Origin of the sequence: Goekera deserti (assembly GCF_010685995.1) — a bacterium.
GTDB classification, from domain to species: Bacteria; Actinomycetota; Actinomycetes; order Mycobacteriales; family Geodermatophilaceae; genus Goekera; species Goekera deserti.
This window is the reverse complement of sequence record NZ_JAAGWK010000024.1, coordinates 153,911-166,524: the sequence shown is the minus strand read 5'-3', so window position 1 is coordinate 166,524 and position 12,614 is coordinate 153,911. Positions and strand designations below refer to the sequence as shown.

The window sequence follows — 12,614 nt, the reverse complement described above, 5'->3', positions numbered from 1 at the left end:
GGTGCGCCCGCGGCACCCCGATCCGGCCCACCGGCGGCCCGACACCACCCCGTGGTCGTCCCGTCCGTCACCCGGGGAACGCAGGTCACGCTGGTCGCAGGAGCGCGCGCCCGGCCCGACCGGCCGGCGTCGGGGCAGCAGTCCGGTGTGTCCGCCGTTACCGTGACCCCGTCGAGGGGTGGAGGTCTGCGGTGGTCGCGGTGGGCGACGGGGACGGGCCGGACGACGTGCCGCGGGGTGGCCGTCCGGTCCGGTCACAGGACGACCGGCCGCACGGGGACGGGGCCCACGGCCGGGCGCACGACGACCGCCGCCACCAGGTGCACGGTCTGCACGTGGCGCTGTCGGCCGCCGGCACCCTCGCCGAGGTCGCCGGCGTCGTGAGCTCCGGGCTGCGCACCATCCTCGGCGCCTCGGTCGTCTCGGTGTGCACCGCCGGCACCGACGGCCTGCTGCACACCGTCGACGTCGCCGGCTACCCGGTGGAGCGGTTGCGCGCCTTCGCCACCATCCCGATGTCCGCGCCGCTGCCGCTCACCGACGCCGCGCGCACCCGCACCCCGGTGTGGTGCTCCGACCGGGCCGCCGTCGTGGCCGGCTACCCGGCCATCGCGGGCAGCCTGCTCCCCGGGACCCAGGCGCTGGCGTCGCTGCCGCTGCTGGTCGCCGACCGGCTGATCGGTGCCCTCGGCGTCACCTTCCTGGAGCCGATGCCCTTCGACCCGGCCGAGCGGTCGTTCCTGGTGGCCATCGCCGGCCAGGTCGCCACGGCCGTCGAGCGGGCGGGGCTGGCCGACGCGCACCGGGAGATGGCCGAGACGCTGCAGCGCAGCCTGCTGCCCGGGGCGGTGCCCGCGCTCGACGGGGTGGCCGTCGCCGTCCGGTACCTGCCGGCGGTGGCCGGGACCCGGGCCGGTGGTGACTGGTACGACGTGCTGGACCTGGGTGGCGGAGCCGTGGCGGTGGCCGTGGGCGACGTCGTCGGGCACGGGGCGGCCGCGGCCGCGGTGATGGGGCAGCTGCGCAGCTCGCTGACCACCCTGCTGCTGGCCGGCTTCGGCCCGGCGCGCGCCCTGGAGTTGCTGGACCGCTTCGCCGACCGGGTGCCCGGCGCCGGCGTCGCCACCGCGGCCTGTGTGCTCATCGACCGGCACAGCGGCCGGCTGACCTGGGCCTCCGCCGGGCACCCACCGCCGCTGGTGGTGGGCGCCGGCGGTGGCACCTTCCTGCGGGACGGGGCGGGCCCGGCGCTCGGCGTGGCCGTCACCCGGCCCCGGCACGAGGCAGGCGCCCACCTGGAGACCGGGGCCACCCTGCTGCTGTACACCGACGGGCTGGTCGAGACGCAGGGCGAGAGCGTCGACGAGGGCCTCGTCCGGCTGGCCGACGTTGCCACAGGACGGCGGTCCGCGCCGGTGGCCGAGCTCGCCGACGGGCTGCTGGCCGCCCTGGTCGACCCGGCGGGGGCGGCGGACGACGTGGCGGTGGTCGCCCTCCGGCTGCTCCCCGCGCCGCTGCGGCTGGAGGTGCCCGCCAGCCCGGCGGTGCTGTCCCGGGTGCGGCGCGAGGCCGGGGCCTGGGCCGCGGCGGCGGGCGTGCCGCCCGAGGCCGTGGAGGACCTGCAACTGGCGCTGGGGGAGGCGGCCGGGAACGCCGCCGAGCACGCCTACCGCGACGCCGCCACCGCCGGCCCGCTGGGCGTCGCGCTCGACCTGGAGCCCGACGGCGGGGTGGGCGTCCGGGTCTCCGACGCGGGCGACTGGCGCCCGGCGCCGGACGACCCGGGGCACCGTGGGCGCGGTCTGCAGATGATCTCGGCGCTGGCCCGGGACGTCGACGTCAGCACCGGGCCCGCCGGCACCACCGTCGCGTTCCGGCTGCCGCCTCCGGTCGTGCCGCCCGCGCGGCCGGCGCGCTCCTCCGCGACGGCGGCCGAGCGCCCGGCGACCGTGGCCGTGACCCGGCAGGCGGGCGCGACGCACGTCGCCGTCGCGGGCGACCTGGACCAGGCCGGGGTCGCGGCGGTGGGGGCCACGCTGCTGGCCGAGGCCGACCGCGGGGGTCCGCTCGTCGTCGACGTCACCGGCCTGGGGTGGCTGACCAGCGTGGGCATCGGGCTGCTGCTGCAGGTCGCCCGCCGGGCCGGTGGCCGGGCCACCTTCCGGCTGCCGCCGTCCGGGCCGGCGCGGCGGGTCGTCGAGCTCACCGGTGTGGCGGCCGCGCTGTCCCGGGACGGGGACGCAGCGGGACGTGCGTCCGGAGCCGCTCCTACTCCTTGACGACCCACACCTCGGCCGGCCCGCGGTCGGACCGGACGACCTGGACCGGGTCCGTGCGCTCGTAGACGCCGAGCCAGCGCGGACCGTCGTAGACGAGCACGGCAGACGCCAGCATGTCGGCAGGCAGGTCGGCGACCTGCTGGTCGCGCGGCCCACCCCAGTGGAACACCAGCGGCATGCCCGGAGTGTACGAGATGCGGTTTACGGCGTAAATCGCTCGGGGTCACGTCGGCGGCCGCGAGCGTCCCCCGGACGGGCCGGTGGGCCCTCCCGCGCGGCCCGCGGATCGGGTAGACACCCCCTGTCGCGCCGAGGACGGCGACCTGCGACCGCCCGCCGGGCGCACGCGACGGACCCCCGACGGAGGACCACCATGACCACCGCCACGACCGGACCGCAGGCACCCGTGCCGCACGCCGCCGACAGCCACGACCTGATCCGGGTGCGCGGCGCCCGGGAGAACAACCTCAAGGACGTCAGCGTCGACATCCCCAAGCGGCGGCTGACGGTGTTCACCGGCGTCTCCGGCTCGGGCAAGAGCTCGCTGGTGTTCGGCACGATCGCCGCGGAGTCCCAGCGGATGATCAACGAGACCTACAGCGCCTTCCTGCAGGGCTTCATGCCGACCCTGGCGCGCCCCGACGTCGACCTGCTCGAGGGCCTGACCACGGCGATCATCGTCAACCAGGAGCGGATGGGCGCCAACCCGCGCTCCACCGTCGGGACGGCGACCGACGTCAACGCGATGCTGCGGATCGTGTTCAGCCGGCTCGGCCGGCCGCACATCGGCTCGCCGCAGGCGTTCTCCTTCAACGTCGCCTCGATCAGCGGCGCCGGTGCGGTGACCATGGAGCGCGGCGGGAAGACCGTCAAGGAGCGGCGCAGCTTCACCATCACCGGCGGCATGTGCCCGGACTGCGAGGGCATGGGCACCGTCTCCGACATCGACCTGACCGAGCTGTACGACGACAGCAAGTCCCTCGGCCAGGGCGCGCTCACCGTGCCCGGGTACAGCATGGACGGCTGGTTCGGCCGCATCTTCAGCGGCGCCGGCTTCGACATGGACAAGCCGATCCGCGACTACAGCGCCGAGGAGCTGCAGGACCTGCTGTACAAGGAGCCGACCAAGATCAAGGTCGAGGGCATCAACCTGACCTTCGAGGGCGTGATCCCGAAGATCAGGAAGTCGATGCTCAGCAAGGACGTCGAGGCGCTGCAGCCGCACATCCGCGCCTTCGTGGAGCGGGCGATGACCTTCACCGCGTGCCCCGCCTGCGGGGGCACCCGGCTCAGCGAGGCGGCCCGGTCCTCCACGATCGGCGGTGTCAGCATCGCCGACGCCTGCGCCATGCAGATCAGCGACCTCGCCGGCTGGGTGCGCTCGCTGCACGAGCCGACCGTGGCGCCGCTGCTGGCCGCCCTGGTCGACACGCTGGACTCCTTCGTGGAGATCGGGCTGGGCTACCTGTCCCTCGACCGGCCCGCCGGCACGCTGTCCGGCGGTGAGTCGCAGCGGGTGAAGATGATCCGGCACCTCGGCTCCTCGCTCACCGACACCACCTACGTGTTCGACGAGCCCACCATCGGCCTGCACCCGCACGACATCGCCCGGATGAACGGCCTGCTGCTGCAGCTGCGCGACAAGGGCAACACGGTGCTGGTGGTCGAGCACAAGCCGGAGGCCATCGCGATCGCCGACCACGTGGTCGACCTCGGCCCCGGCGCCGGCACCGCCGGCGGCACCGTCTGCTTCGAGGGAACCGTCGAGGGCCTGCGGGCCAGCGGCACGCTCACCGGCCGGCACCTGGACGACCGGGCCGCGCTCAAGCAGACGGTGCGCACGCCCACCGGCACTCTGCCGATCCGCGGTGCGACCCGGCACAACCTCCGCGACGTCGACGTCGACGTCCCGCTCGGGGTGCTGTGCGTGGTGACCGGCGTCGCGGGGTCGGGCAAGAGCTCGCTGGTCCACGGCTCGATCCCGCGCGGTGCGGGCGTGGTGTCGGTGGGCCAGGGGGCGATCAAGGGCTCCCGGCGCAGCAACCCGGCGACCTACACCGGGCTGCTCGACCCGATCCGCAAGGCCTTCGCCAAGGCCAACGGGGTGAAGCCGGCGCTGTTCAGCGCCAACTCCGAGGGCGCCTGCCCGACCTGCAACGGCGCGGGCGTCATCTTCACCGACCTGGCGATGATGGCCGGCGTCGCCTCCACCTGCGAGCTCTGCGGCGGCAAGCGGTTCGAGGCCTCGGTGCTCGACCACCACCTGGGCGGCCGCGACATCAGCGAGGTGCTGGCGATGTCGGTGGCCGAGGCGCGGGAGTTCTTCGGCACCGGGGAGGCCCGGACGCCCGCGGCGCGCGCCGTCCTGGACCGGCTGGACGACGTCGGTCTGGGCTACCTCAGCCTCGGGCAGCCGCTCACCACGCTGTCCGGCGGCGAGCGGCAGCGGCTCAAGCTGGCCACCCACATGGCCGAGCAGGGCGGGGTCTACGTGCTCGACGAGCCGACCACCGGTCTGCACCTGGCCGACGTCGAGCACCTGCTCGGGCTGCTGGACCGGCTCGTCGACTCCGGCAGGTCGGTGATCGTCATCGAGCACCACCAGGCGGTCATGGCGCACGCCGACTGGATCATCGACCTGGGCCCCGGTGCCGGTCAGGACGGTGGCCGGGTGGTCTTCCAGGGCACCCCGGCCGACCTGGTGGCCGCCCGCTCCACGCTCACCGGGGAGCACCTGGCGGCCTACGTGGGCGGCTGAGCAGGGCTCTCGGGGGCTCGCCACGCCGGACACCGTTGCGCAACGGCGCCGGGTGTCGTACGACGGCACGGTGACCACCCCCGAGAGCAAGCACGCCGACCACGAGCACGGCCACCCGGAGGACCCGGGCCACGCCGGCCACGACCACCCGCACAGCCACCCGCACGGCGAGGGACACCACGAGGGCGCCGGCGCCGCCGAGCACCACAGCCACGAGCACGGTCACCCGGAGGACCCCGACCACGCCGACCACCAGCACCCGCACGTGCACGAGCACGGCCCCGAGCACCACCACGGCTGACGCCGTCCTGCCCCCGCCCGGCGGCGGCCGCCGGCGGGGGCAGCGTCGTCCGGCACGGCACGGCACGGCACGGCACGGCACGGTGCGGCACGGCACGGCACGGCACGGCACGGCACGGCACGTGCCGGACGTCGACACGAGCTCTGTTCCGCCCGCCGGCTGACCTGCCCACGCTCCGCTGGGCCTCGCCTACCGCGCCGGGCCCGCACGCCTCGGCTGAGCCCCCGCCACCGCGGAGGACTCCGACCCGGGCCGGCCCAGGGGCGGCTCGGGGCGTAGGTCACCCCGCGCAGTTGTGCACTGCTCGCGCATGCCGAGCAGTGCACAACTGTCGGTTGGGGCAAGGGGGCAAGGGGGCAAGGGGGCAGGGGGCTCGGGGGCAGGGGGCTCGGGGGCCGGTCAGCCGACGGCGGCGGCGAGGTGCGATGCCCACTGCGCGTAGGCCTCGGCGTTCGGGTGGAAGCCGTCGACGGCGAACACCGCCGCGCCGGTCACCGGCGGGCCGGGCACGTGCAGCAGCCCGGGTCGGGCAGCGGCGAGCCCGTCCAGCCGGCGGTCCAGGGCACGCGCCCGCCGGCCGAGCACCGCACGCAGTGGCTGGGGCAGCAGCGGGAACGCGCCGAGGTCGGGCACCCCGGTCAGCACGACGAGCCCGCCCGGGGCCAGCCGGGGCGCCAGGCCGTCCAGCACCTGCCCGATGTGGCAGCTCCAGCGGCGGGCGCCACGCAGCCGCAGCGTGTCGTTGACGCCCAGCACCACCACCGCCAGGTCCTGGCCGGTGGCCGCGCCGGGCAGCAGTTCCCGGGCGGTGCGCTGCGCGGTGGCCCCGGTGCGGGCGCACACGGTCCAGGCCACCGCGACACCGCGGCGGAGGGCCAGCTCGCGCGCCAGCGACCCGGCCAGCCCGTCGCGCTGCTCGCTCACACCCACGCCGGCAGCGGTGGACTCGCCGAGCACGAGCAGCCGCAGCGTGCCGCCGCCGCCGTCGTCCGCGGGCGCGAGGCCGGACCGGGGGCCGGCGGCCTCGGGCAACCGTGGGGTCCGGGCGCGCACACCGCGTCCCTGCAGCACCAGCAGCGCCATCGGCGCCAGGGCGAGCAGCGGCACCACGGCCGTCGCGGGGGGCCGGACCCGGTGGGCTGCCATGCGGGCACGGTAGGCGGTGCAGATGGGGTCGGCGTGACAGGTGCTCGCCCCGAGCGGTGAACCGGACCGGTTGGGCACCACATCCCGCTCCGCGTGCCGATGAGTTCTCCTGTGACGATCGACTCGGCAGCGCACGCTGCCCCCGCGGCCGAGGCGGCTGCCACCGCCGCGTGGTGGCGCGACGCCGTCGTCTACCAGGTCTACCTCCGCTCCTTCGCCGACGGCAACGGCGACGGCATCGGGGACCTGGTGGGGCTGCGAGCCCGGCTGCCGTACCTGGCGAACCTGGGCGTGGACGCGCTCTGGCTGACCCCGCACTACCCCTCCGGTGGGGCCGACGGCGGCTACGACGTGGTCGACCACCGCGCCGTCGACCCCGAGTACGGCAGCGTCGAGGACGTCGAGGCGCTCGTCGTCGATGCGCACGCGCTGGGGCTGCGGGTGCTGCTGGACATCGTGCCGAACCACACCTCCGACCAGCACCGCTGGTTCACCGAGGCGCTGGCCGACCCAGGGAGCCCGGCGGCGCGCCGCTACTTCTTCGCCGAGGGTTCCGAGCACCCGCCCAACAACTGGCAGTCGCTGTTCGGTGGGCCGGCCTGGTCCCGGACCCCGGACGGCCGCTGGTACCTGCACATGTTCGCCCCCGAGCAGCCGGACCTGGACTGGACCGACGAGTCGGTGCGCGCGGACTTCGAGCAGACGTTGCGCTTCTGGCTGGACATCGGCATCGACGGCTTCCGCGTCGACGTCGCCTACGGCCTGGTGAAGGCGCCCGGACTGCCCGACAACCCCGGCTCGTACAGCCCGACCCTGTTCGGGCACGGCCCGGAGCAGGCCATGACCTGGAACCGCCCCGAGGTGCACGACATCTGGCGCAGCTGGCGGGCGATCGTCGACTCCTACCCCGGTGAGCGGATGCTGGTCGGCGAGGTCTGCCTGGCCGACCTGGACCAGGTCGCGCTGTACTCCCGCCCGGACGAGCTGCACCAGTCGTTCGCGTTCCGGCTGCTCAAGTCCGGCTGGGACGCGCACGCCTTCGCCGACGCCATCGACTCCGCCCTCGCCGCCTTCCGTGCCGTCGGTGCCCCGGTGTCCTGGGTGCTCAGCAACCACGACAAGGACCGCCAGGTCAGCCGCTTCGGCGGCGGGGCGGTGGGGGAGTCGCGGGCCCGGGCGGCGGCGCTGCTCATGCTGATGCTGCCGGGCTCGCCCTACCTGTATGCCGGCGAGGAGCTGGGGCTGCCCCAGGCGCACGTCCCGGACGAGGCCAAGCAGGACCCGATCTTCTTCCGCTCCGGGGGCGCCCGCCCCGGTCGCGACGGCTGCCGCGTGCCGATCCCGTGGCACGAGGGTCCGGACGTCGGGTTCTCCTCCGACCCGCAGGTGCCCGCCTGGCTGCCGGTGCCGCGCGGCTGGAGCGAGTACTCGGTGAGCCGGCAGGCCGAGGACTCCGGCAGCGTGCTGCGGCTCTACCAGCGCGCCATCTCGGTGCGCCGCGACCACCCGCTGCTCGGCAGCGGCGACGCCACGGTCACCGTGCACGGCGAGCTGCTGCGCGTGCAGGTCGAGGACGACCACGACGCGGTGACCTGCTGGGTCAACATGGGGTCCGCCCCGGCCATCGTGCCCGCCTACGGCGAGGTCATGCTCGCCTCGGACTCCCGGGTCCTGCCCACCGGCGGGTCGGTCGTCCTGGGCGCCGGGACGGCGGTCTGGATCGCCGAGTAGCCCGGCGGCGGACACCGGCCGAGCCAGGCCGTGGAAGGCGCCCGGCCGGGCTCCCGTGGGTGCCCGGCGCCGCCCGTGGTGGGACGGTGGGCAGACTGGAGGGCATGGCACAGGTCGTCAGCACCGCAGAGCGCGTCGTCCACGCACCCGCCGACCGGGTGCACGCCGCCCTCGCCGACTACGCCGGGGTCCGCCCGCGCATCCTCCCCGCCCAGTACAGCGAGTACCGCGTGGAGGCCGGCGGGCAGGGCTCGGGCACCCGGGTGCACTGGAAGCTCGCCGCCACCGAGAAGCGCGTGCGGGACCAGGTCGTCGTCGTCACCGAGCTGCCCGACGGCGGGCTCGTGGAGAGCGACGCCAACAGCAGCATGGTCACCACCTGGACGGTGCAGCCCGACGGCCCGGCCAGCACCACCGTCCGGGTGCGCACCACCTGGGACGGCGCCGGCGGCATCGGCGGGTTCTTCGAGCGCACCTTCGCGCCGAAGGGGCTGCGCCGGATCCACGACGACCTGCTCGCCCGGCTGGACCGGGAGCTCGGCGGCGCCTGAGGGAGGACCCCACCGCCCCCACGCTCGGCGCGGGCTCCCGCGGTGCCGCCGTGCCGGCACCGCCGGCGGGTGCAGGAGTGCGCCGCTCGTGCGGCGCTGCAGCACAGCACGAGCGGAGGCGACACCGCACGAGCTGGCCGCGATCGGGGACCCGGGGGGACGATGGCCGTTGTGAGTGCCCCCGTGACCACCGGACCGGACCTGGACGAGCTCGTCGAGCTGGTGGGGCGTGGCGGGGCGGTGGTGCTCTCCGGCGCGGGCCTGTCCACCGACTCCGGCATCCCGGACTACCGCGGGGTGACCGGCGCCCTGCGCACGCACTCGCCGATGACCTGGCAGACCTTCACCCGGGACCCGCAGGGCCGGCACCGGTACTGGGCGCGCAGCTACGTGGGGTGGCGGCAGATCGGCCTGGCCCGCCCGAACGCCGGGCACCACGCCGTCGCGGCGCTGCAGGGCGCTGGCCTGCTGGCCGGGGTGATCACCCAGAACGTCGACGGGCTGCACCAGGCGGCCGGTGCGCGGGACGTCGTCGAGCTGCACGGCGGGCTGGACCGCACGGTGTGCCTGGCCTGCGGCGACGTCGCCGACCGGGCCTCGCTGGACCTGCGGCTGCGGGCGGCCAACCCCGGCTTCCGTCCCGAGCACGCCGCCGACGAGGTCAACCCGGACGGCGACGTCGAGCTGCCCGAGGAGGCGCTGGACGACTTCGTGATGGTCGACTGCCTGGCCTGCGGCGGTGGCCCGCTCAAGCCCGACGTGGTGTTCTTCGGCGAGACCGTGCCCCCGGACCGGGTGCAGCACTGCTACGAGCTGGTGGTCGGCGCCCGGTCGCTGGTGGTGCTGGGCTCGTCGTTGACCGTGATGAGCGGCTACCGGTTCGTGCTGCGGGCAGCGAAGGAGGGCATCCCGGTGGCGATCGTCAACTCCGGCCCGACCCGGGGCGACGAGAAGGCCGACGTGCGGGTGGACGCCCCGCTCGGTCTGGTGCTCCCCGCGCTGGCGAGCCGGCTGGGCCGGTGACCCGCGAGGTCACCCGCACCGAGGACGGGCGGTACCTGGTCGTCGACGGGCGGCGCTGGCGCACTGCCGACCCCGACCTGCCCGACGACGTGCGCGCCCGGCTGCTGCACCACCTCGGTGTCGGGCGCAGCGGCGTCCGGTCGGCCCGCAGAGCCGGGGACGAGGCGGCCGTCGCCGCGGCCCGGGCCACGGTGCAGCTGGCCAAGACCGGGCTCGGGGAGCGGGGCACGGCCTGGTGGGAGCAGGACGCCGACGCCCGCCGGGCCCGCTGGGAGCAGGCCCTGCGCGAGCTCGACGCCGACTGACCCCCCGGGCGCGCGCTTTCTGTACAGAAAGTGCGCTCGTGGGACCGGCCGTCCGATTAGGCCCGGGCGGCTGGGTGGTTGACCGCCCGCGGGCTCGGGCAGGGACGTCGGTCGTGCAGACCTTCCTGCCCGTCCCGGGCTTCCTCGACAGCGCCCGCACGCTCGACTCCCCGCGGCTGGGCAAGCAGCGGGTCGAGACCCTGCAGGTGCTGCGGGCCCTGGAGCTGCCCGACTACGGCTGGACCTCGCACCCGGTGGTGACCATGTGGCGCGGCCGGACGGCGGCGCTGGTGGTGTACGGCCTGGCCACGGTGCGGGCCTGGACCGAACGCGGCTTCGCCGACAGCACCGCCACGCTGATCGCGGAGTTCGCGCCCGAGGTCGCCGGCGCCGACCAGGCCGACCTCGCCGCGGCCGGTCTGCTGCCCTCCTGGCTGGGCGACGAGGCCCTGCACCGGTCGCACCGGTCCAACCTGCTGGCGAAGGAGCCGGACTTCTACCGGCCGCTGTTCGGCGCCGAGCCCGACGACCTGCCCTACGTGTGGCCACCGGCCGACCCGGTGCCCCCGGCGGAGCCGCCGCAGGGCGTGCCGGTGTGGGTGGTGCGGCCGCGCGCGCACCCGGAGCTGGGGGCCGCGCTGGCCACCGGCGTCGTCGGCCTGGGCACGCAGTCCGGGGTCGACGTGGACGCCACCGGTCTGGGGCAGGCCGAGCTGCGCGCGCTGGCGCGGGAGCTGTCCGGCAAGCGCCCCGGCAAGGACCTGCGCCAGCTGTCGGTGCTGCTGGACGAGATGGCGCCCGGCGACCTGGTCGGCCTGCCCGTCGAGCGTGGTGCCGGGCTGCTGCTCGGCGAGGTCGTGGGCGACTACGCCTTCGCCGGGCGGGAACTGCTGCCGCACCGCCGACCGGCCCGGTTCACCCGGGTGGTGGCGCGCTCGGCCGCGCTGCCGCCGGCCACGCTGCAGGACCCGCGCGCGCTGTTCCGGGTGACCCTGGACCCGGCCGCGGTGCCCGACGCCCCGGCCGCCGCGCTGCCCGGCCCGGCCCTGGTGGGCTGACCCCGGCCCCGCGCCTGTCGGCTCCCGAGCCGCTCGGCTCCCGAGCCGCTCGGCTTCCGAGCCGCTCGCCCCTCGAGCCGGCGACCCAGCCGTGATGGGCCTGACGTCGGAGGGCGGGGCGCTGGTCGGGTGCCGGTGGGCGGGCTCAGTCGCCGAGGCCGGCGGTGACCTCGTCGACCGCGCGGGCCAGCAGCGCGCGCGCCTCGGGCAGCCAGCGCTGCTCCCGGGTGGCGGCCACGTGCCACCGCGCCGCCACGTGCAGGCTGCGCAGCCAGCTGAACGGCGCCAGTTCCTCGTCGTCCATGGGGAACGGCGTGGCGTCGACGGCGGCGCGGCCGTCCAGCCGCGCGGTACGGCGCAGGCAGGCCAGGTCCCAGCCGACCGGGCCACGGCAGCAGTCCTCCAGGTCGGTCGACAGCCAGCCACCCGGGGTGCCCAGCAGGTTGCCCGGGTGGGTGTCGCCGTGCAGCAGCCCGCCCGGCCGGCCGGCGAGCAGCGGGCCCAGCCGGGCCACCAGATCACCGGCGCGCCGCACGGCCCCGGGCTCGGCACCCAGCTCGGCCGCGCGCTCGCCGAAGACGGCGAGGTCGTCCAGCGGGGTGTCCAGCGGGCTGCCGTCGGCGACGAGGTCGTCGGGCAGCGTGGCCAGCACGGCGTGCAGGTCGCCCAGCGCCCGCCCGACGGTCTCGGGAGTCGGCTGTTCGGACGTCGAGATGTCGACATGTCGCCAGAACGACACGGTCAGCCCGTCCTGCACGTGCGGCCCGGGCGGGAGCTCGCCCGACGGCGGGACGACGGCCGCCCCGGCCGCGGACAGCGCGGAGGCCAGGGCGACCTCCCGGCCGAAGTGCCGCCGGGTGTCCGGGCGCAGCAGCCTGGTGCAGGTGGCCACCCGGGCGACCACCGGCGCCGGCCGCAGGTGCACCACCGCGTTCTGCCCGTCCGCCAGCACCACGGGCTCGCCGACGGTGAGGCCGTGCGCCCGGGCCACCGTCGTGGCGGCGTCGAGCGCCCGGCGGGCACGCGGGGTCACCGGGCGGGCAGCCGTACGTTCTGCAACCGGACCTGGCCGCGGGCCACCGTCTTGCCGTCCTCGGCCCGGGTGATGACCACCAGCCACAGCTGCTGCACCCGGCCCTGCTGCAGCGGCTCGGCGACGACGTCCACCCGGCCGGCGGTCATCGCGCGCAGGAAGTCGGTGCTGTTGTTGACCCCGACGGCGAACTGCCCGTTCCCGGCGACGGCGGCACTGGCCCCGATGCTGGCCGCGGACTCCACGATGGTGGCGTAGACCCCACCGTGCACCACGCCCCACGGGGTGTGCTGATCCGGGCCGAGGTCGGCGTGGCCGGCGACGCGGGTGCCGCTGGTCTCGGTCGGCCGGAACCCGCTGGCGGTCACGAACGCACCGGCGGCGGTCAGGTCGGGGGACGTGGTCGGGTCGGTGCTCATCGGGTCTCCC

At 76.0% G+C, this 12,614-nt stretch carries 12 protein-coding genes; 8 read left to right on the top strand and 4 right to left on the bottom strand.

Annotated elements, in window-relative coordinates; all coding sequences use genetic code 11:
• Positions 1 to 335: 335 nt before the first annotated feature.
• Positions 336 to 2,279, top strand: a complete 1,944-nt coding sequence (locus tag G1H19_RS16960) for a SpoIIE family protein phosphatase (RefSeq protein WP_163638842.1) — start codon at positions 336 to 338, stop codon at positions 2,277 to 2,279.
• Here G1H19_RS16960 and G1H19_RS16955 read toward each other — a convergent pair.
• Positions 2,269 to 2,457 carry a hypothetical protein gene (locus tag G1H19_RS16955; RefSeq protein ID WP_152730846.1) on the bottom strand — a complete coding sequence of 63 codons (189 nt, stop codon included), beginning with the start codon at positions 2,455 to 2,457 and terminating at the stop codon, positions 2,269 to 2,271. The genes G1H19_RS16960 and G1H19_RS16955 overlap by 11 nt on opposite strands.
• A 195-nt stretch (positions 2,458 to 2,652) precedes the next feature.
• Between G1H19_RS16955 and G1H19_RS16950 the strand changes: the two genes are divergently transcribed.
• Positions 2,653 to 5,037: an ATP-binding cassette domain-containing protein gene (locus tag G1H19_RS16950; RefSeq protein WP_152730847.1), complete on the top strand. Its 2,385-nt coding sequence runs from the start codon at positions 2,653 to 2,655 to the stop codon at positions 5,035 to 5,037.
• Positions 5,038 to 5,107: 70 nt separating this feature from the next.
• A complete protein-coding gene (locus tag G1H19_RS16945) occupies positions 5,108 to 5,338 on the top strand; it encodes a hypothetical protein (RefSeq protein ID WP_152730848.1) in 231 nt (76 codons plus the stop codon).
• Positions 5,339 to 5,737: 399 nt separating this feature from the next.
• On the opposite strand, the gene G1H19_RS16940 is transcribed toward G1H19_RS16945, so the two are convergent.
• Positions 5,738 to 6,484, bottom strand: a complete 747-nt coding sequence (locus tag G1H19_RS16940) for an SGNH/GDSL hydrolase family protein (RefSeq protein ID WP_152730849.1) — start codon at positions 6,482 to 6,484, stop codon at positions 5,738 to 5,740.
• A 111-nt stretch (positions 6,485 to 6,595) separates the two neighbouring features.
• On the opposite strand from G1H19_RS16940, the gene G1H19_RS16935 reads away from it, so the two are divergent.
• The 5 genes from G1H19_RS16935 (at position 6,596) to G1H19_RS16915 (ending at position 11,152) form a co-directional block, all read left to right on the top strand.
• Positions 6,596 to 8,215 (top strand): glycoside hydrolase family 13 protein, encoded by a 1,620-nt coding sequence (locus tag G1H19_RS16935; RefSeq protein WP_235928138.1) that lies wholly within the window; start codon positions 6,596 to 6,598, stop codon positions 8,213 to 8,215.
• A gap of 104 nt (positions 8,216 to 8,319) precedes the next feature.
• The gene (locus tag G1H19_RS16930) at positions 8,320 to 8,766 is read left to right on the top strand and encodes an SRPBCC family protein (RefSeq protein WP_152730851.1); all 447 of its coding nucleotides are present in this window, start codon (positions 8,320 to 8,322) and stop codon (positions 8,764 to 8,766) included.
• A 162-nt stretch (positions 8,767 to 8,928) separates the two neighbouring features.
• On the top strand, positions 8,929 to 9,789 hold the full coding sequence (locus G1H19_RS16925; protein ID WP_152730852.1) for an NAD-dependent protein deacetylase: 861 nt from the start codon (positions 8,929 to 8,931) through the stop codon (positions 9,787 to 9,789).
• Positions 9,786 to 10,094 (top strand): biopolymer transporter Tol, encoded by a 309-nt coding sequence (locus G1H19_RS16920; RefSeq protein ID WP_162393034.1) that lies wholly within the window; start codon positions 9,786 to 9,788, stop codon positions 10,092 to 10,094. Before G1H19_RS16925 ends, G1H19_RS16920 begins: the two co-directional genes overlap by 4 nt.
• A 113-nt stretch (positions 10,095 to 10,207) precedes the next feature.
• A complete protein-coding gene (locus tag G1H19_RS16915) occupies positions 10,208 to 11,152 on the top strand; it encodes an MSMEG_6728 family protein (RefSeq protein WP_162393035.1) in 945 nt (314 codons plus the stop codon).
• A gap of 145 nt (positions 11,153 to 11,297) precedes the next feature.
• Here G1H19_RS16915 and G1H19_RS16910 read toward each other — a convergent pair whose 3' ends face one another.
• A complete protein-coding gene (locus tag G1H19_RS16910; protein ID WP_162393036.1) occupies positions 11,298 to 12,185 on the bottom strand; it encodes a phosphotransferase in 888 nt (295 codons plus the stop codon).
• Entirely contained in the window at positions 12,182 to 12,604 is a 423-nt protein-coding gene (locus G1H19_RS16905) for a PaaI family thioesterase (protein ID WP_152730853.1), read from the bottom strand. The genes G1H19_RS16910 and G1H19_RS16905 overlap by 4 nt, the downstream gene beginning before the upstream one ends.
• Positions 12,605 to 12,614: the final 10 nt, after the last annotated feature.